The organism is Paraburkholderia flagellata (assembly GCF_021390645.1).
In the GTDB taxonomy this organism is placed as follows: Bacteria; Pseudomonadota; Gammaproteobacteria; order Burkholderiales; family Burkholderiaceae; genus Paraburkholderia; species Paraburkholderia flagellata.
On sequence record NZ_JAJEJT010000002.1, the window covers coordinates 2,052,175 to 2,070,673 of the forward strand.

An 18,499-nucleotide genomic window follows, 5' to 3' on the forward strand; every position below is an offset into this window, starting at 1 on the left:
AACCCTACATTGGCGCCATCGATATAAATCACCCGCAAACAAGGAGAGGGAGACATGGCCACGATCGTTGGCGGCATCGCCGTTTCGCACACCCCGACTATCGGCTTCGCGCACGACGCGCACAAGGAGCAGGATCCGGCCTGGGCGCCGATCTTCGAGAGCTTCGAGCCGGTCAAGCGCTGGCTGCGCGAACAGCAGCCCGACGCCATCGTCTACGTCTACAACGACCATGTGACGTCGTTCTTCTTCGACCATTACTCGGCGTTCGCGCTCGGCATCGGCAACGAATACCAGGTCGCCGACGAAGGCGGCGGCGCGCGCGACCTGCCCGGCATTGGCGGACACGCGGCGCTCGCGCGGCATATCGGCACGAGCCTCGTGAGCGACGAATTCGACATGTCGTTCTTCCAGGACAAGCCGCTCGACCACGGTTTCTTCTCGCCGATGTCAGCGCTGCTCGAGCGCACGGAAACGGGCTGGCCCACGCGCGTAGTTCCACTGCAGGTGGGCGTGCTGCAGTTCCCGATTCCCACCGCTCGCCGTTGCTTCAAACTCGGCCAGGCGCTGCGGCGCGCGATAGAGAGCTTCCCCGAGGACCTGCGCGTGGTGGTGATGGCAACGGGCGGCCTCTCGCACCAGGTGCACGGCGAACACGCGGGCTTCAACAACGTGGACTGGGACCACCGCTTCCTCGACGCCATCACGAACGACCCGGAGGCGCTCGCGGAAATGACGCATGCGGAGTACGCCCAGTTGGGCGGGCTCGAAGGCGCCGAAATCATCATGTGGCTGATCATGCGCGGCGCGCTGAGCGGCAACGTGAAGAAAGTGCATAGCGGCTACTACCTGCCCTCGATGACGGGCATCGGCACACTCGTGCTCGAAAACGCGGCGATGGCGCCGGCCGGTGAGGCGCAGGCGCGGCACCGCCAGCACATGGCGCGGCAACTGGCCGGTGCGGAAAAGCTCACGGGCACGTATCCGTTCGGACTCGAATCGAGTGTGAAGGCGTACCGTCTGAACAAGTACCTGCACGCGATGATCGACGAGGGGCATCGGCGTGCATTTCTTGCGAACCCGGAGCGCTCGTTTGCCGAGGCCGGGCTGACCGAAGAGGAAAAGGGTCTCGTGCGCCGGCGCGACTGGCGCGGACTGATTCACTACGGCGTGATCTTCTTCATGCTCGAAAAGCTCGGCGCAGTCGTTGGGACTTCGAACCTTCACATCTACGCGGCCATGCGTGGGGAAACGCTTGAAGATTTCCTCAAGACACGCAATACGCGGGTGCTCTACTCGGTGGCGGGCGATGTGGAAGCGAGCGAGGAATGGCAGGACGGGGAAGCGAAGTCAGCGTAAGCTGGCGGCCGCTCGGGTGCGGCCGCCGCGTGAATACGCGATCCTGTAATCAATCAAGCGCCCGATCATTCGGATGCGCAAACAGCGCCCGATTCTCGTTGGACAACGGATAGTTCAGGTTCATCCCCTTCGGCGGAACAGGCTGCGTAAACCACTTCGTGTAGAGCCGTTCTGCCTCACCCGAAGTTTGTATCCGAGCGATCACGCCATCGGCCAATTTCTTGAAGGCGGGGTCGTCTTTGCGCACCATGCAGCCATATACCTCGGACAGCGGCGGCGTGCCAGTGATCAGGTAGTCCTGCTGGTTCGTCTCCTTGGCCCGCGCGCCGTACAGCAGCGGCTCGTCCATGACGAACGCGACAGCGCGCCCCGTCTTCACGTTGAGAAACGACTCCGCGTGGTCTTTGGCGGCGATGAGTTGCATGCCCATCTTCTTGTCGTTGTTCATCTCTCGCAGCAGCCTGTCCTCCGACGTTCCCGCCGTGGTCACGACGGTCTTGCCTGCGAGATCGGGAAAGTCCTTGATCCCCGAATCCTTCTTCGCAATCAGGCGCACGCCGTACTGAAAGAAGCTGTTCGTGAACGCAACCTGGTTGTCGCGTTCCCTGGTGTGCGTGGTCGAGCCGCACTCGATATCGATCGTGCCGTTCTGGACCAGCGTAATGCGGTTCTGCGAAGTGATCGGAATTTCCTTGACCGTGAGCTTGTCGAGCTTCAGTTCCTTTTTCACCTCGTCGACGATCTTCAGCGCGATATCCTGGGCATAGCCGATCGTGTGCTGCTCGCTGTCGTAGTACGAGAACGGCACCGACGATTCCCGCACGCCCAGGGAAATCACACCTGTATCGCGGATTTTTTTGAGGGTGGCGCTCGTGGCGTCCTGCGCCTGAACCGGCGCGAGATACGTGCATCCCATGACGACTGCCGCAAGCGTTGCAACCTTTTTCATTTAGTCTCCTCCGGATGGTCGGTCGACGCTTCGTGCGCCGTACCCGAGTATTCATGCCTCGAAGCGACGTGGCAATTGAAATCGGTTGCGTCGACATAACTCAAGGTTAAGTCGCTAGTGGATGAGCGACGTTCGAAGCGCCGTCAGCTCGTCGTTCAGGCAAGTACGAAGCTGAGTACCACTGCGACGCTCGGCGCGAAGCTGTGCGTCGAGCGCAAGTACGATCTCGCCAAGGGCGTCGATGGCGGCGAGCAGCGAGTCGGGGTCATGCCTCGCTTCGTCGGCCTGAATGGATTCGGCTTGAGGGCGCGGGACAGGGTGCGGTTGCGGAGTCGGCTCAGCCGCAGGTACGGGGAGCGCGCTGGGTGCCGGGTTGTCCGTTTCGAAATCGAACAGCGACTTGAATAGCATGGGGAGTTTCATTGCGAGGACCAGCGTGCAAGGGGACGAGGGGCGGCTATCTTCGCATCGGCTCAAGATTGCTCATCCCGAAAACTTGCGGGCGGCCGTCGAGGCCAGGTTCGTTGGCAACACGAACCGTTCCGCGCGCCATGACTTGTCCACAATTTTTGTTGGCAGCCCTGTGCGTAACCCTTGGAAGACCGTATCAAGTCCTTGATGCGTTTCGGTTAACCCGCGGCGTTCCCAATCGCAGCAACGCAACCTCGAACGGCCTCGAAACCTACCTAGCTTTTCCACAGATTTTGTTGGCAGCCCTGTGCACAACTTCTGGACAGCGAACCTAAGCCCTTGATCGCAAACGCCAACACGTCACGCGACAGAGAAGTTGCACATTTTGGAGGCACTGGACTTGTCCACAGTTAACGGGGAAAAGTCTGTGCATACACCCCCCAACATCCACGCCAATCCATTGATTGCACAACAGATTTTCTCGCTGCGCGCATATCGCCTCACGCGCCCCCAAAACACGCATACCCCTAAAGTTCGCAAGGGAAATGCCGATATGCCTCGCTGTGTTGTTGGGCCTCAAGCGGCCCCATCGAAGGAAATTCATGCGCAACAATCAACCCATCACGCAACAGGAATTCGACTATCCCGCTTCGCAGATGCTCGTCTCGGCCACTGATCTCAAGGGCCGCATTCAGTACTGCAATCCTGCGTTCGTCGCGGTGTCCGGCTTTACGAAAGAGGAGCTGATCGGGAAGGCGCATAACATCATTCGGCATCCCGACATGCCGGCCGAAGCGTTCGCCGACCTGTGGGAGACCGTCCGTGAAGGGCGCCCCTGGACCGCGATCGTGAAGAACCGCCGCAAGTCCGGCGACCACTACTGGGTGCGCGCGAACGTCACGCCCGTCTCCGAGCAAGGCACGGTGGTCGGCTATCTGAGCGTGCGCGTGAAGCCCACGCGCGAGGAAGTCCGAACGGCTGAAGCCTTCTACGCGCAAATGCGCGAGGGACGTCTGCAAGGCGTGCGGCTGCGCCACGGCTCCGTGGTGCGCACGGGCCTCGTGGGTGCGCTGCAGTCGCTGCTGCGTGTGCCTATCGCCACGCGCATCGCATTCGGCTATGGCGCCGTGCCGGCCGTGTTCGCCGCAGCCGGCCTCGCCGCCTGGCAAGGTCTGCCGCCGCTGCCCTTCTGGGGCGCGTTCGGCGCGGCCTGCGTTTGTGCACTCGGCGCCTGGCGCCTCACCACGCGCCACCTCGGCGCGCCGCTCGCGCAAATGACCACGGCCTCCACGCGCATGGCCGCGGGCGACCTCACGGCCACGCTCGCGGTCGCCACGAACGACGATCTCGGCGACGTCCTCCACGCGCTCAACCAGTTGCAGGCCAATCTCACGGCGATCGTGTTCGACGTGCGTTCGCAGATCGACGGCATGCTAGACGCCGCGCACGAGATCTCCAGCGGCAATCTCGATCTCTCGCGCCGCACTGAAATGCAGGCCGCATCGCTCGAAGAAACCGCGGCCACGATGGATCAACTCACGACCACCGTGCAGGCCAACGCCGAAGCGAGTGCGCGCGCACTCGATCTCGCGCGCGACGCGCAGTCCGCAGCCGCCGAAGGCGGCTCGATCGCGGCGCAGATGGAGCGCACGATGACGGGCATCACCGACGCCTCGCGCCGCATCAGCGACATCACCGGCGTGATCGACGGCATCGCGTTCCAGACCAACATCCTCGCGCTCAACGCCGCCGTCGAAGCCGCGCGCGCGGGCGAGGCGGGCCGCTCGTTCGCCGTCGTCGCTGGCGAGGTGCGCATGCTCGCGCAGCGCTGCGCGGCGTCAGCGAGGGAGATCAAGCAGGTCGTGGACGCCAGCGTGAACGAGATCGCCGAGGGCACGCGTCTCGTCGGCAACACGACTGCGCAGATGCGCTCGATCGACGAAGCCGTGAGCCGCGTCTCGTCGATCATCACCGAGGTCGCGAACGCGAGCGGCGAGCAGGCAGAGGGCATCCGCCAGGTCAATCAAGCCGTGGCGCATCTGGACAGCGCCACGCAGCAGAACGCCGCCCTCGTCGAGCAGGCCGCCGCCACGGCGCAGCGGCTCGCCGAACAGGCCGACGTTCTCGACGAAGCCGTGCGCCTGTTTACGGTGGCGGGCGGCGCGGAAGCGTCGAAGCGCTCGAAGCCCGCTCGCACCCCGGCACGCCGCGAGAGCGTCAATATTGCCGAAGCGGCCGAACACATCGCGGCATAACGACCGGCACCCACGCTGCGCCGCAAGAGCAGTCGATCCACGCCGGCTTATTGGTCTGAGAGATCGGCGTTAGTCCCATCTCGACAGTGCGCCGCCCCGGCGGCACCATGAAAACCGTCAACAAGCCGTACCACGGTTTGCTGATCCGAGTAACAACGGCGTTTCAGCGGCTCATCCGGCCTGCCCGGGTGAGCCGTTTTTTCTGCTGCATATGCCTCTCGCCTGGCATTGCTTTGCTTCGCAACCATGACAGCGGTGCAACGCGCAACGCATTTCGCATGGCCCGTTGCAGGGCGCGCAAAAACGGGCGTCGCCGCGGCGAGTCGCGTTAAACTGGCTGGCCAGGGTCGCGGCACAGCGATCTCGCTGTGTGTGTCGGCGCTCACTTGCATGAACACGCCGTGCAGCCGACCCCGTACAATGGCTCGACCACCCTACGCACGAGGACAACATCAATGCGCACGACCGGGTCTTCCGGAAACATGACCCTGCTCACCGAGCATGACGACGCGACCGGACGCGAACTGCGTTCACTGCGCCTCGAATCGGCGGCCGACGGCAAAAGCCTCTTGCTGGTCGAAGTCGACGAGCGCAAGCCGGGCATCCATCGCGAAGTGCGTTATGAAATCACGCCGGCCGAGCTGATCGCGGCAATTCGCGCACAAGGCGCCGAGTTGCCCGGGGAATCACACACGCGCTAAGCGCACGGAAAGAGGCGCCACGAACGCGGCACGCAAAGTCTCGTGTGCCGCGTTCGGTCGCTTTCCGTTCATTTCGCGCTCATCGCGTCTACCGCTTTTCAATCCGGCGCTTTTTTCACATGCCTGCCGCACTCGGCAGGCATTCTCACGCGCGTGCAGGGGGGTCGCTTGCACGCCTACGAAATGCGTCCATAATCTTTACGTTACCCTCCTATCTTTCCCGTTCCCCGCTTAAACGCGTAACGGAAGTAAGCCGATGCTACATGACCTCGTCGCGCAATACGGGCCTGCGCTGGTGTTCATCAATGTGCTCGCCGGATCGCTAGGGCTGCCCGTGCCCGCGATGCCCGCGCTCGTCTTGTTCGGCGCGATGGCGGCCATGCATCCCGGTTCGATCGGCCAGCAGGTCGCGCCGGTGCTCGGGCTCTCCATCTTCGCCATGCTGATCGGCGACAGCGTGTGGTTCATGGCCGGGCGCCTCTACGGCGGCAACACGCTCAAGACGCTCTGCAAGCTCTCGCTCTCGCGCGACACCTGCGTGAAAAAAACCGAGCGCTTTTTCGGCCGCTGGGGCGTGCGCGTGCTCGCCGTCGCCAAGTTCGTGCCGGGCTTGTCGCTCGTTTCCGTGCCGTTGGCCGGCGCGATGGGCGTGCCCTACCGCCAGTTCGTCGGCTTCGACGGCATCGGCGCGGCGCTGTGGTCAGGCACCGGCCTGCTCATCGGCGTGATGTTCGCACCGCAGATCGACATGATGCTCGCCGGCGCAAGCCGCCTTGGGCGCTTTGCCGCTGTCGTGGTGGTCGTGCTGCTGGTGCTCTACGCGACCTACCGCTGGCAGCGCCGCCGTCAGCTCATCAAGAAGCTCGCGAGCGCACGCATCACGGTGGAGGACCTCTACCGCGCGATGGGCGGCAAGCCACCGCCCGTCGTGTTCGACATTCGTTCAGAAGAAAAGCGCAAGCTCGATCCGTACATCATTCCGGGCGCGTTATTCGCCGACGAGCGCAAGCTCGACGAAATCGTCGGCAAATATCCGAACGACCAGAAGCTCGTGATCTATTGCTCGTGCCCCAATGAAATTTCCGCGGCCTGGATGGCGAAGAAGCTCGTCGAGGCCGGCTTTACTGATGTGGTGCCGCTGCTCGGCGGCCTCGATGCGTGGCGCGACGCCGGCCGCGCGATCGAGTCGCTCCAGGTGCACGCCCACACCGAAGTCCCGGTCAACATCACGCCGAAAGCTGTCTGATCCGGGCGGCCCGCTCCCGAGCCGCCCGCACGAGGAGAACCGCCAGATGGGCACGATCACCGAAGCCGAGGTTCCGGAATCCGCGGACCTTCCTTCCGCGAGCCGCCACTCCGACACGCAGCCGCAACCCGCCGAAGCGCCGTTCTCGACGCTCTCCACGCGGCGCCACCAGATGTTCCCCGAGCTCACCGACGATGAAATCGCGCGCCTTGCGCGCTTCGGCGAGCGGCGCCACTGGGCAGCGGGCGAACTGCTCTTTCGAACCGGCGAAACCGGTCCCGGCATGTTCGTGCTGCTCTCCGGTTCAGTCAAAGTGTTCCAGCGCGACGGCTTGGGCCGCGAGCGGCTCATCGTCGAACATGGGCGCGGGCATTTCCTCGCCGAAGTGGGCCAGCTTTCGGGCGGCCCGGCGCTCGTGGACGGCCTGGCGCTCGAACCCGTCGATGCGATCCTGATTCCGCCCGAGCAACTGCGCGCGGCCATCGTCGCCGAGGCTGAACTCGGCGAGCGCATCGTGCGCGCACTGATCCTGCGCCGCGTCTCGCTCATCGAAAAGGGCGCGGGCGGCCCGATTCTCGTGGGCAAGCACGACGATCCCGCACTCGTTTCGCTGCAAGGCTTCCTCTCGCGCAACGGCCATCCGTATTCGGTGCTCGACGAGCGCGACGAAAGCATGCTCTGCGTAGTCGAGCGTTTCGCCGCGCGCTGCGAAGACCTGCCGCTCGTGATCTGCCCCGACGGCACGGTGCTGCGCCATCCGAGCGCCCCCGAGCTGGCCACGTGTCTCGGCATCCTGCCCGAGCTCGATGGCCAGCGCGTCTACGACGTCGCCGTGGTGGGCGCGGGCCCGGCCGGACTCGCCACCGCTGTGTACGCCGCCTCCGAGGGCCTTTCGGTGATCGTGCTCGATTCGCGCGCGCCGGGCGGCCAGGCGGGCGCAAGCTCGCGCATCGAAAACTACCTGGGCTTTCCCACCGGCATCTCGGGCCAGGCGCTCGCAGGCCGCGCGTTCGTGCAGGCGCAGAAGTTCGGCGCGCACGTGGCCATTCCGGTCACGGTGCGCAAGCTGTTCTGCGATGAAGAACCGCGCCGGCTCGAAACCTGCAGCGGCGATGTGCGCGCGCATACCGTGGTGATCGCGAGCGGCGCGGTGTACCGCAAGCCCGCGATCGAGGGCATCGATCGCTATACGGGGCGCGGAATCTATTACTGGGCCTCTCCGGTCGAGGCGAAGCTCTGCAAGCACGAAAACATCGTGCTCGTGGGCGGCGGCAATTCGGCGGGCCAGGCGATCGTCTACCTCTCGACGCATGCGCGCCAGATCGACGTGCTGATCCGCAAGACCGGATTCGAATCGACGATGTCGCGCTATCTGATTGACCGGATCGCCTCGCTCGCGAACGTGCGGGTGCATGGGCGCAGCGAGATCGGCGGCCTGGGCGAAGACGGTGGCGGTCTCGCGTCGGTGCGTCTGAAGACGCCGTGCCCGGAAGGCGTCGACCATTTCGATTCGCGCCACCTGTTCCTCTTCACGGGCGCCGACCCGAATACGGGCTGGTTGCGCGCGTGCGGCGTGAAGCTCGACCCGCACGGCTTCGTGCTGACCGGGGACAACGAGTCGTGCAGCCTCGCGACTTCGGTGGAAGGCGTCTACGCGATCGGCGACGCGCGCGCAGGCTCGACCAAGCGCGTGGCCGCGGCGGTGGGCGAAGGCGCGGCCGTGGTCGCGCAGATCCATCAACGGCTCGCCGCGCTGCGGCCGGTGTCGGTGGTTGCGGGCGTCCATGCGTGAGCGCGGTGCGGACGCGGCCGATGCGCCCACGGTTGCCGAAGCCCGTTCCTCGCTGATTCTGCCGCTCGCGGCGGCGCGCACGCTGCACCTCGCGGCACAAAGGCTGCTCGCGCCGCCACGCCGCAAGGCCACGCCGGACGACGTGCTCGACGCCATCCGCCGCATGGCCCAGCTGCAGATCGACACGATCCATGTGGTCGCGCGCAGTCCTTATTTCGTGCTGTTCAGCCGCATTGGCGCGTTCGAGCCGGCCTGGCTCGACGCGCATCTCGCGCAAGGGCGCCTGTTCGAATACTGGGCGCACGAGGCGTGCTTCCTGCCGATCGAGGACTATGGGCTGCTGCGTCATCGCATGCTCGATCCTTCAGGCATGGGCTGGAAATACGCGGCCGAGTGGCACGACCAGTACCGCGACGAAATCGATGCGCTGCTCGAACGCATTCGCACCGAGGGCGCTGTACGTTCCGCCGACTTCGCGCGCGCCGAGGGCGACAAGGGCAACGGATGGTGGGACTGGAAGCCGGAGAAGCGGCATCTGGAGGTGCTCTTCGCAACCGGCGCGCTGATGGTGGCCCAGCGTCACAACTTCCAGCGCGTGTACGACGTGGCCGAGCGCGTGTTGCCACACTGGAACGACGCACGCGATCTGCTGCCGCGCGCCGAAGCGGAACGCGAGCTGCTCCTGCGCTCCTGCCGCGCGCTCGGCGTGATCCGTGCGGACTGGGCCGCCGACTACTTCCGCCTGCCGCGCCGCCCGTATGCCGATGCCCTGCATGCGCTCGCCGACGCGGGCGAGTTGCTGCCAGTGCGCGTGGAAGGCTGGAAGCAGGACGCGTTCGTGCATCGCGAGCACGCGCCGCTCATCGACGATGCGGCAAGCGGCAAGCTCGCCTCCACGGTCACGACTCTGCTCTCGCCCTTCGACCCGGTGGTCTGGGACCGCAAGCGCGCACTGGCGCTATTCGATTTCGACTACGCCATGGAGTGCTATGTGCCGGCAGCGAAGCGCAAGTACGGTTACTTCGTACTGCCGATCTTGAATCGCGGGCGGCTCATCGGGCGTATCGACGCCAAGGCGCATCGGGCGCAGCAGGTGTTCGAGGTGAAGTCGCTGCATCTGGAGCCCGGCGTGCGCGCGAGTGGCCGTCTGGTGGCCGACTTGCGCCGGGCGCTGCAGCGTTGCGCGGACTGGCACGGCACGCCGGAACTGAGCATCGACGCCGCGCCGGACGGCCTTGCGGCCGCCCTGCTGGCTGTGTGAGCGCGCGGCTACGGGTGGCAAAAGCGGCTTGGCAAAAGCGCAGCCGCACACATTGAGAATGATTAGTGCTCCAGCTTGGCGCGCAGCTCGCGTGCGGCCTCGAGCAATCCTTCGTAGCCAGAACGCGCGTGCTGTGGCAGGTCGGGGTCGCCCACCAGCGCGCCCAGCGTTTCAACGAGACTGAAGACGAGGCCCTTGGCCGCGCCCGCAGCGATCTTCCCGGATTTCACGCCTTCGTCGACGTGGCTGAGGGCGGCGTTCAGACTCTCCAGATCCGGCTGCGATGAACCGGCGCCAGGCTTTTGAGCGTCCTGCTTTTGCGTGTCGTCGCTCGTCATGATGAAGTCGATCTCCCTTGGTGAGCAGTAGTCAAAAGAATCCCGCACTTCTTAATGTTATATACCCATCGGGTGCGGGCGTCCATTCGACGCCCGGCAGCGCAAGGCTCAACGCAAAGTCAACGCAAAGCGCGCTCCTGAATCTTCTCACCTTTGCCGCCCGCGCGCAGAGTTCTCGGGCGCGACGGCTTGTCGCCCTGTCGCGCGCGGCGGCAAAAAAACGCCTTGAAATCAGGGCTAATGTGGTTTTTGCACGATAAATTGGCGCGTGCCTCGCCTCGCTTCACATGATCGCTGATGGCGCGCTCGAGCCCCTCCCGAAAACGCTCACCTCAGTGCATCGAAACGTGGGTTCACGCGGTTTCGAGTGCGGCTGCCGGCCGGCTCGCGCTCACCGCATCACAGGCGGGTTTTGCGTTTCGCCCATGTTTTCAAGGCACTTTTTCACGTGACTGTTCAACCCATACGCTCACGCAATTTCGTGTGAGGTGCGTGAACAAGCGCGAACATACTCACTCCCGAAAAGCCTCACCTATCGCGTGAACGGCCATGCGGGCGTCGAAGCGATGCCTGAACGATGCCGCGCGATGCGGTATCGTATGTGGATGTCTGCAGATGCCAATGCGAGGAATCACACGATGAGCTACGCAACGAATGCGCCCGCCCGCAAGGAAATCGACTCGCTCGGCGGTGCCGCCGTCGTCGAATTCGGTACCGACTGGTGCGGCTATTGCCAAGGCGCGCAACCCCTGATCGGCGCAGCGTTCGAGCGCAATCCGCAGGTGCGCCGCCTGAAAGTGGAAGATGGTCCGGGCCGCGCGCTAGGCCGCTCGTTTCGCGTGAAGCTGTGGCCCACGCTCGTCTTCTTGCGCGACGGCGTGGAGGTCGCGCGCGTCGTGCGTCCGCAAAACGCCGCCGAACTCGACGAGGCATTCGCTTCGCTCGCATAGTCTCGCCAGGTCCTCTTACGCGGTCCGAACTATCCGCGCGGACCGCTCCCGAAAAACCTCACCTTTGCTCGCGAGCCCGCCTGAACGCGCGCGCCGCGCTCACTCCTCAAGCCCGGCGAGCAGATCGTCGATCGCGCGATACACGCGCTCGACCACCTCCGGTCCCACCTCCGCTTCAAGCGCCTTGTAGCGCGCCTCCAGTTCCTTCGAAATCGCTTTCACGAGCTGATGGCTCTTCTTCGTGAGCGAAACGAGCACGCGCCGCTGGTCGTCGGCGAAACGCTCCTTCGTCACGAGGCCGAGCGCCTCCATGCGCGCGAGCACGCCCGCCATGCTCGGGCTGGATATCGTGCACAGGTCGGAAATCTGCCGCGGTTCGAGCGGCCCGCTTTCGTTGAGCGCGCGTATCACGCGCCACTGCTGCTCGGTCAAGCCGTGCGACGTGATGAGCGGGCGAAAGCGTTCCATCATCTTTTCGCGCGCGCGCAGCAGCAGCATGGGCAGGTTGCGGTGCGCAACACGAGTGGTCGGACGCGAAGTATCGGACATGGCGGATTTCAGCTAAACAGGAATTCGAAGAACTGGGCGCCCCAGGGGAAACCCGAAAAATTCTCATCGACGATTGACGACCGATGATAGCAAGCGCACTATCACTCACATATTAGTATTTCCGTGAAGCCAATCCAAGCCATGTTTTCCGTTGCCGATCATCTGCTGCACATCGAAGGCGAGGCCTTGCCGCGCGACGTAAGCGCCGCTGCCATGTGCTCGCTGCTCGCCGCGGGTGCGCGCTGCCGGGCGCCCGTGAGCGGCGCTGTCTACGGCACGCTGCTCAACGACCGCCACGCGCTCGAAGCGCTCGGCGACGCCGTGAACGCGCCCCCTTATCAAGCGCCGCCGCGCGCGCCCATCCTGTATGTGAAGCCGCACAATACACACGCCGGGCATCGTGCGCGCGTGGTCGTCCCTGGCAGCGACGGCGTGCAAGTGGGCGCGTCGCTCGGCATCGTGATTGGACGCACCGCGACACGCGTCGCCGTGCATGAAGCGTTCGATTACATCGCGGGCTATACGCTCGTGGCCGATCTGAGCGTGCCGCACGCGAGCGTCTATCGCCCCTCGGTGCGCTTTCGCGCGCGCGACAATTTCTGCGTGATTGGCCCCGCCGTGGTCGCGCGCCGTCATGTGGACGATCCCGATCAGCTTGCCATCGCCGTGAACGTAGAAGGCGGTGCTGCCTTCAATGCGACCACGGCCACGAACGTTCGAGGCGTCGCCCAATTGCTCGCCGATGTCACCGACTTCATGACGCTCGCTCCCGGCGACGTCATCACGCTCGGCGTGCCAAATGGTGCGCCCGTGGTTCAGGCCGGTGCGCGCGCAACCATCGTCATTGGAGACTGGGCGCCGCTCGAAATCGAATTCGTAGCGGCAAGCGTCGCGCAAGGAGAACAAGCATGATGCGCGGACGCGTTGCCTACGCAGGCGCGATACACGAAGCCACACCCGAAGGCAGCCGCGTGCGGCTCGCCGACGGCCGTGTGCGCGAGGAGCACGAAGTCGTGTGGCTCGCCCCGTTCGAGCCCGGCACGATCTTCGCGCTCGGCCTCAATTACGCCGAGCATGCGAAGGAGTTGCAGTTCTCGAAGCAGGAGGAGCCGCTCGTGTTCCTCAAGGGGCCGGGCAGCGTAATCGGCCATCGCGGCACCACCCGCCGTCCTGCCGATGTCACGTTCATGCACTACGAGTGCGAGCTTGCCGTCGTGATCGGCCGCACCGCGCAGAACGTGAAACGCGAGGAAGCCATGCAGTACGTGGCCGGCTACACGATCGCGAACGACTACGCGATCCGCGACTATCTGGAGAATTACTACCGCCCGAACCTGCGCGTGAAGAACCGCGACGGCGGCACCGTGCTCGGGCCCTGGTTCGTCGATGCGGCCGACGTCGCCGACGTCAACGCGCTCGGCCTGCGCACGTACGTGAACGGCGAACTCAAGCAGAACGGCAACACGCGCGATTTCGTCACCGGCATTGCAGAACTCATCGAGTATTTGAGCGGTTTCATGACGCTCGCGCCCGGCGACGTCATTTTGACCGGCACGCCCGAAGGCGTCGTCAACGTGAATGCGGGCGACGAAGTGGTGTGCGAGATCGACGGCCTGGGCCGTCTGGTCAATACCATCGCGAGCGATGCCGGCTACGGGCGCTGAATCGGCCAGGAATCGAACTCAGGATACGTTAGACATGCGAATCGAACATCTCATCAACGGCCGTGCGCATACGGGGCGCGACTATTTCGAAACTGTGAATCCCGCGAACCAGGCCGTGCTCGCGGAAGTCGCGCGCGGCGGCGCAGAGGAAGTCGACCTCGCGGTGCGCGCCGCGAAAGACGCCTTTCCGGCGTGGGCCGCGAAGCCCGCCACTGAGCGCGCGAAGGCCATTCGCAAGCTCGGCGAGCTGATCGCGAAGAACGTCCCGGAGATCGCGCAGACAGAAACGAACGACACGGGCCAGACCATTTCGCAAACGGGCAAGCAACTGGTGCCGCGCGCAGCCGATAACTTCAGCTACTTCGCCGAAGTCTGCACCGCCGTGGACGGCCACACGTACCCCACGTCCACGCACCTGAACTACACGCTGTTTCATCCTGTGGGCGTCTGCGCGCTTATCTCGCCCTGGAACGTGCCGTTCATGACCGCCACGTGGAAGGTCGCGCCCTGCCTCGCGTTCGGCAACACCGCCGTGCTGAAGATGAGCGAGCTATCGCCGCTCACGGCCTCGATGCTCGGCCAGCTCGCGCTCGACGCGGGCATTCCGGCAGGCGTGCTCAACATCGTGCACGGCTATGGCAAGGAAGCGGGCGAGCCGCTCGTCGCGCATCCCGACGTGCGTGGGGTTTCGTTCACGGGCTCGACGGCGACGGGTAACCGCATCGTGCAGGCTGCGGGCCTCAAGAAGTTTTCGATGGAGCTGGGCGGCAAGTCGCCGTTCGTGGTCTTCGACGATGCCGATTTCGAGCGCGCGCTCGACGCCGCCGTGTTCATGATCTTCTCGAACAACGGCGAGCGCTGCACGGCCGGCTCGCGCATTCTCGTGCAGCGCTCGATCTACGCAAAGTTCGCGCAGCGCTTCATCGAGCGCGCAAAGCGCATCACCGTGGGCGATCCGCTCGACGAGAAAACCATCGTCGGCCCGATGATCAGCCAGAGCCATCTCGCGAAGGTGCGCAGCTATATCGAACTTGGGCCTAAGGAAGGCGCAACGCTCGCTTGCGGCGGCCTCGACGCGCCCGCGTTGCCCGATGCGCTCAAGAACGGAAACTTCGTTCAGCCAACCGTGTTCGTCGATGTCGATAACCGCATGCGCATCGCGCAGGAGGAAATCTTCGGCCCGGTTGCGTGCCTGATTCCCTTCGACGACGAAGCGGACGCGATCCGTCTTTCCAACGACATCGCCTATGGCCTCTCCAGCTACGTGTGGACCGAGAACACGGGTCGCGCATTGCGTGTGGCGGCGGCCGTCGAAGCGGGCATGTGCTTCGTGAACAGCCAGAACGTGCGCGACCTGCGCCAGCCGTTCGGCGGCACGAAGGCTTCGGGCGTGGGCCGCGAAGGCGGCACGTGGAGCTATGAAGTGTTCCTCGAGCCGAAGAACGTGTGTGTTTCGCTCGGCTCGCATCACATTCCGCACTGGGGCACGTAATGGGCAAACTCGCGCTCGCAGCCAAGGTCACGCACGTGCCTTCGCTCTACCTCTCCGAACTGGACGGCCCGCACAAGGGTTGCCGCCAGGCCGCTATCGATGGTCACCACGAGATCGGGCGGCGCTGCCGCGAGTTGGGCGTGGACACGATCGTCGTGTTCGATGTGCACTGGCTGGTGAATAGCGAGTATCACATCAACTGTGCGCCGCGCTTCGAAGGCGTCTACACGAGCAACGAGTTGCCGCATTTCATCAAGAACATGCCGTATGCGTATCCCGGCAATCCGCAGCTCGGCCATCTGATTGCCGATGTCGCGAACGAAATGGGAGTGAAGACACGCGCGCATAGCGACACGACGCTCGACCTCGAATACGGCACGCTCGTACCGATGCGCTACATGAACGGCGACGAGCATTTCCGCACCGTTTCCGTGGCGGGCTGGTGCATGTGGCACGACCTCGCCACGAGCGCCCGCTTTGGCCTGACAGTGCGCCGCGCAATCGAGGAGCGCTACGACGGCACGGTGGCAATACTCGCGAGCGGGTCGCTGAGCCATCACTTCGCCAACAATGGCACGGCCGAGGCATTCATGCACAAGGTCTGGGACCCGTTCCTCGAAGCGACCGACCGAAACGTCGTGGCGATGTGGGAGCGCGGCGACTGGAAAACCTTCTGCGACATGCTGCCGATGTACAACGAAAAGTGTTGGGGCGAAGGCGGCATGCACGACACGGCCATGCTGCTAGGCGCACTTGGCTGGGACCGCTACGTAGGCCGCGCGGAAGTCGTCACGCCGTATTTCGGCAGCTCCGGCACCGGGCAGATCAACGCGATCCTGCCCGTGACGCCGTTGCCGGTTTGAACAACGGAGCAAGCGATGCCCCATCTCACCCTCGAATACAGCGCGAATCTCGCGGATGCGAGCAACATCGGTCAGCTCTGCGAAACGCTTGCCAACGTGCTCGACACGCAACGCGATGAAAACGGCGCACGCATCTACCCGCGCGGCGGCATTCGCACGCGTGCGCTGCGGTGCGAACAGTACTTCGTCGCCGATGGCGCTCCCGGGAACGCCTTTCTGCATGGCTGCCTGAAGATTGGCGCGGGCCGTTCGCAGGCCGTGCGCAGGGCGACCGGCGAAGCGCTCTTCGATGCGATCAAGCAACACTTCGCACACGCCTTCGCCTCGCACGGCCTCGCGCTTTCGCTTGAAATCGTCGAGTTCAGCGAGGAAGGCGCGTGGAAGCACAACAACCTGCACGCCCGGCTCAAAACCTGAGCGCACGCGTACTGGAATTCACCATGCTAGATGAGCAAACCATCCACGAGTTGGCCGCGCAGCTCGATGAAGCGGAACGCACGCGCACGCAGCTGCGGCATTTTTCGCGGTCGCATCCGGACATGACGATCGACGACGGCTACGCAATCCAGCGCGAGTGGGTCAAACTCAAGCTCGCGGCGGGCCACACGATCAAGGGCCGTAAGATCGGGCTCACGTCGCGCGCCATGCAGCGTTCGTCGCAGATCGACGAGCCCGACTACGCGCCGCTGCTCGACAGCATGTTCATCCCCGCAGGCACCGATATTCGCGCGGACCGTTTCATCGCGCCGCGTGTGGAAGTCGAACTGGCATTCGTGTTGAGCCGGCCGCTGCAAGGGCCCGACGTCACGCTCTTCGACGTGCTCGACGCAACGGCCTACGTCACACCGGCCATCGAGATCATTGACGCGCGCATCGAGCAGTTCGACCGCGAAACCAAGGCGCCACGCAAGGTGTTCGACACGATTTCCGACTTCGCAGCCAACGCGGGGGTCGTGCTGGGCGGCCGCCCGGTCAAGCCGCTCGACGTGGACCTGCGCTGGGTCGGCGCACTGCTTTACAAGAACGGCGCCGTGGAGGAAAGCGGTCTCGCGGCAGCGGTGCTCAACCATCCGGCCACCGGAGTCGCCTGGCTCGCCAACAAGATCGCGCGCCACGACGAGCGCCTCGAAGCAGGCGACGTGATTCTGAGCGGCTCGTTCACGGCTCCGATTCCAGCGCGCGCGGGCGATACGTTTCACGCCGATTACGGCCCGCTTGGCGGTATCGGCTTCAATTTCGTCTGATCAGGATTCCATAGTAATGTTCGCACCCGCCAACCCGTTCAAGCGCGCGCTCGCGCAAGGCCGCCCGCAAATCGGCCTGTGGGCCGCGCTGGCCGACTCGTACGTAACCGAACTGCTTGCGAACACGGGCTTCGACTGGCTGCTGATCGACGGCGAACACGCGCCCAACGATCTGCGCAGCACGCTCGCGCAGCTACAGGCGGTCGCGCCCTACCCCACGCACCCGATCGTGCGGCCCGTGCGCAATGACGCGGCGATCATCAAGCAACTGCTCGACATCGGCACGCAAACGCTGCTCGTGCCGATGATCGAGAACGCCGACGAAGCACGCGCCGCCGTCGCAGCGACGCGCTATCCGCCGCATGGTGTGCGCGGCGTAGGCAGCGCGCTCGCGCGCGCCTCACGCTGGAACGGTTCCGCCGGTTATCTACATCACGCCGCAGAAGAACTGTGCGTGCTGGTCCAGGTGGAAACGGCGAGCGCGCTCGCGCAACTCGAGGCAATCGCGAATGTGGAAGGCGTGGACGGCGTGTTCTTCGGACCCGCTGACTTAAGCGCTTCGATGGGTCTGCTCGGCCAGCCGGGTTCGCCACAGGTGCGCGAAGCGATCTGCAAGGGTATCCGTGCCGTGCGCGCGCAAGGCAAGGGGGCGGGCGTGCTCGCGGCCGATCCGGTCATTGCGAACGAATATCTCGAAGCGGGCGCGACTTTCGTTGCCGTGGGCAGCGACGTGTCGTTGCTCGCGCGCAGCGCAAGCGAACTGGCCGCGAAATTCCGCCAGCGTGCGGCGCGCGGCTAGTGCGCTTCATTCGCTCACTTCATTCGCCCTCTTCTGTGCTCGCCACGAGCTTCGCTAACACGGTGGCCAGTACTTCGCGCTCGTGCTCGCTCAAGGTGGCGAGAATCGCGTCGTTTGTCGCCTTCGAGATCGTCGCGGCGCGCCGGTAAGTGCTGCGCCCCTGCGCGGTGAGCGCCACGAGCACGCCGCGTGCGTCCGCCTCGTTCGAGGTCTTGACTAGCAGGCCTTTGCGTTCGAGCACGTCGGTGGCACGGCTCGCCTGACTGCGATCGAGATTCGACACGCGCCCGAGATCCGACACCGACAACGAGCCGAACGCCCCCACGCTGAGCAGCAGTCGCGCCTCCGTGAGCGACAGCGACAGCGCTGCCTCGAACGCGTCGCTCATCGTGCGGTCGGTCTGCTTCTTGAGCACATGGAGCCGGTACGTGAACAGCTCCGCGATGTTGAACTTCCCCGTCATTCGTTTTCCCGCCTGGTTTCCACCGGCCGCGAAATACGGCCACGCCATCAGGATAGCATCGATGAAAGCCTTGTCCTGAAGGTATTTCATTGAAAATTTGATGCTTGCACACGCATTTATTTGCGCGTAGGATCGGCGTGATCCGAGCCAGCCATGAGGAGACCTT

General features: G+C 64.4%; 19 protein-coding genes. 14 read left to right on the plus strand and 5 right to left on the minus strand.

Translation table 11 applies throughout. From position 1 onward, the window contains the following. The first annotated feature begins 54 nt into the window (after positions 1-54). Positions 55-1,356 (plus strand): gallate dioxygenase, encoded by a 1,302-nt coding sequence (locus L0U83_RS23425; RefSeq protein WP_233886468.1) that lies wholly within the window; start codon positions 55-57, stop codon positions 1,354-1,356. A gap of 49 nt (positions 1,357-1,405) precedes the next feature. Here L0U83_RS23425 and L0U83_RS23430 read toward each other — a convergent pair whose 3' ends face one another. Continuing rightward, entirely contained in the window at positions 1,406-2,305 is a 900-nt protein-coding gene (locus L0U83_RS23430) for a glutamate/aspartate ABC transporter substrate-binding protein (protein WP_267939411.1), read from the minus strand. A 114-nt stretch (positions 2,306-2,419) separates the two neighbouring features. Next, complete coding sequence (locus tag L0U83_RS23435; protein WP_233886469.1) at positions 2,420-2,716, minus strand: hypothetical protein; 297 nt, start codon at positions 2,714-2,716, stop codon at positions 2,420-2,422. 602 nt (positions 2,717-3,318) lie between these two features. Here L0U83_RS23435 and L0U83_RS23440 point away from each other — a divergent pair. The 5 genes from L0U83_RS23440 (at position 3,319) to L0U83_RS23460 (ending at position 9,971) form a co-directional block, all read left to right on the plus strand. Next, positions 3,319-4,971 carry a methyl-accepting chemotaxis protein gene (locus L0U83_RS23440; RefSeq protein WP_233886470.1) on the plus strand — a complete coding sequence of 551 codons (1,653 nt, stop codon included), beginning with the start codon at positions 3,319-3,321 and terminating at the stop codon, positions 4,969-4,971. A 455-nt stretch (positions 4,972-5,426) separates the two neighbouring features. Next, a complete protein-coding gene (locus tag L0U83_RS23445; RefSeq protein WP_028207914.1) occupies positions 5,427-5,672 on the plus strand; it encodes a hypothetical protein in 246 nt (81 codons plus the stop codon). 256 nt (positions 5,673-5,928) lie between these two features. Continuing rightward, a complete protein-coding gene (locus L0U83_RS23450; RefSeq protein WP_233886471.1) occupies positions 5,929-6,918 on the plus strand; it encodes a DedA family protein/thiosulfate sulfurtransferase GlpE in 990 nt (329 codons plus the stop codon). 46 nt (positions 6,919-6,964) lie between these two features. Continuing rightward, a complete protein-coding gene (locus L0U83_RS23455) occupies positions 6,965-8,710 on the plus strand; it encodes an FAD-dependent oxidoreductase (protein ID WP_233886472.1) in 1,746 nt (581 codons plus the stop codon). Next, positions 8,703-9,971, plus strand: coding sequence for a winged helix-turn-helix domain-containing protein (locus tag L0U83_RS23460; protein ID WP_233886473.1), 1,269 nt, complete (start codon positions 8,703-8,705; stop codon positions 9,969-9,971). The genes L0U83_RS23455 and L0U83_RS23460 overlap by 8 nt, the downstream gene beginning before the upstream one ends. Before the next feature lie 62 nt (positions 9,972-10,033). Here L0U83_RS23460 and L0U83_RS23465 read toward each other — a convergent pair whose 3' ends face one another. Continuing rightward, positions 10,034-10,309: a hypothetical protein gene (locus L0U83_RS23465; protein ID WP_158760740.1), complete on the minus strand. Its 276-nt coding sequence runs from the start codon at positions 10,307-10,309 to the stop codon at positions 10,034-10,036. 638 nt (positions 10,310-10,947) lie between these two features. Between L0U83_RS23465 and L0U83_RS23470 the strand changes: the two genes are divergently transcribed. Next, positions 10,948-11,259 carry a thioredoxin family protein gene (locus tag L0U83_RS23470; protein ID WP_233886474.1) on the plus strand — a complete coding sequence of 104 codons (312 nt, stop codon included), beginning with the start codon at positions 10,948-10,950 and terminating at the stop codon, positions 11,257-11,259. A 99-nt stretch (positions 11,260-11,358) separates the two neighbouring features. Here the strand turns inward: L0U83_RS23470 and hpaR are convergent, their stop codons facing one another. Beyond that, the gene (hpaR, locus tag L0U83_RS23475) at positions 11,359-11,757 is read right to left on the minus strand and encodes a homoprotocatechuate degradation operon regulator HpaR (RefSeq protein WP_133183917.1); all 399 of its coding nucleotides are present in this window, start codon (positions 11,755-11,757) and stop codon (positions 11,359-11,361) included. A gap of 192 nt (positions 11,758-11,949) precedes the next feature. On the opposite strand from hpaR, the gene L0U83_RS23480 reads away from it, so the two are divergent. From L0U83_RS23480 to hpaI, 7 genes are read left to right on the plus strand one after another with little or no spacing between them, the layout of a single operon-like run. Then, positions 11,950-12,720, plus strand: a complete 771-nt coding sequence (locus tag L0U83_RS23480) for a fumarylacetoacetate hydrolase family protein (protein WP_233886475.1) — start codon at positions 11,950-11,952, stop codon at positions 12,718-12,720. Continuing rightward, entirely contained in the window at positions 12,717-13,472 is a 756-nt protein-coding gene (locus L0U83_RS23485; protein ID WP_233886476.1) for a fumarylacetoacetate hydrolase family protein, read from the plus strand. Before L0U83_RS23480 ends, L0U83_RS23485 begins: the two co-directional genes overlap by 4 nt. 34 nt (positions 13,473-13,506) lie before the next feature. After that, positions 13,507-14,964: a 5-carboxymethyl-2-hydroxymuconate semialdehyde dehydrogenase gene (gene hpaE / locus L0U83_RS23490; protein WP_233886477.1), complete on the plus strand. Its 1,458-nt coding sequence runs from the start codon at positions 13,507-13,509 to the stop codon at positions 14,962-14,964. After that, positions 14,964-15,827 (plus strand): 3,4-dihydroxyphenylacetate 2,3-dioxygenase, encoded by an 864-nt coding sequence (gene hpaD, locus L0U83_RS23495; RefSeq protein ID WP_233886478.1) that lies wholly within the window; start codon positions 14,964-14,966, stop codon positions 15,825-15,827. Before hpaE ends, hpaD begins: the two co-directional genes overlap by 1 nt. Positions 15,828-15,842: 15 nt before the next feature. Then, the gene (locus L0U83_RS23500) at positions 15,843-16,244 is read left to right on the plus strand and encodes a 5-carboxymethyl-2-hydroxymuconate Delta-isomerase (protein WP_233886479.1); all 402 of its coding nucleotides are present in this window, start codon (positions 15,843-15,845) and stop codon (positions 16,242-16,244) included. A 23-nt stretch (positions 16,245-16,267) separates the two neighbouring features. Then, positions 16,268-17,071 (plus strand): 2-oxo-hept-4-ene-1,7-dioate hydratase, encoded by an 804-nt coding sequence (gene hpaH / locus L0U83_RS23505; RefSeq protein WP_233886480.1) that lies wholly within the window; start codon positions 16,268-16,270, stop codon positions 17,069-17,071. Positions 17,072-17,087: 16 nt separating this feature from the next. Further along, entirely contained in the window at positions 17,088-17,870 is a 783-nt protein-coding gene (hpaI, locus tag L0U83_RS23510) for a 4-hydroxy-2-oxoheptanedioate aldolase (RefSeq protein WP_233886481.1), read from the plus strand. Positions 17,871-17,889: 19 nt separating this feature from the next. On the opposite strand, the gene L0U83_RS23515 is transcribed toward hpaI, so the two are convergent. Further along, positions 17,890-18,423: a MarR family winged helix-turn-helix transcriptional regulator gene (locus L0U83_RS23515; protein WP_233886482.1), complete on the minus strand. Its 534-nt coding sequence runs from the start codon at positions 18,421-18,423 to the stop codon at positions 17,890-17,892. Positions 18,424-18,499: the final 76 nt, after the last annotated feature.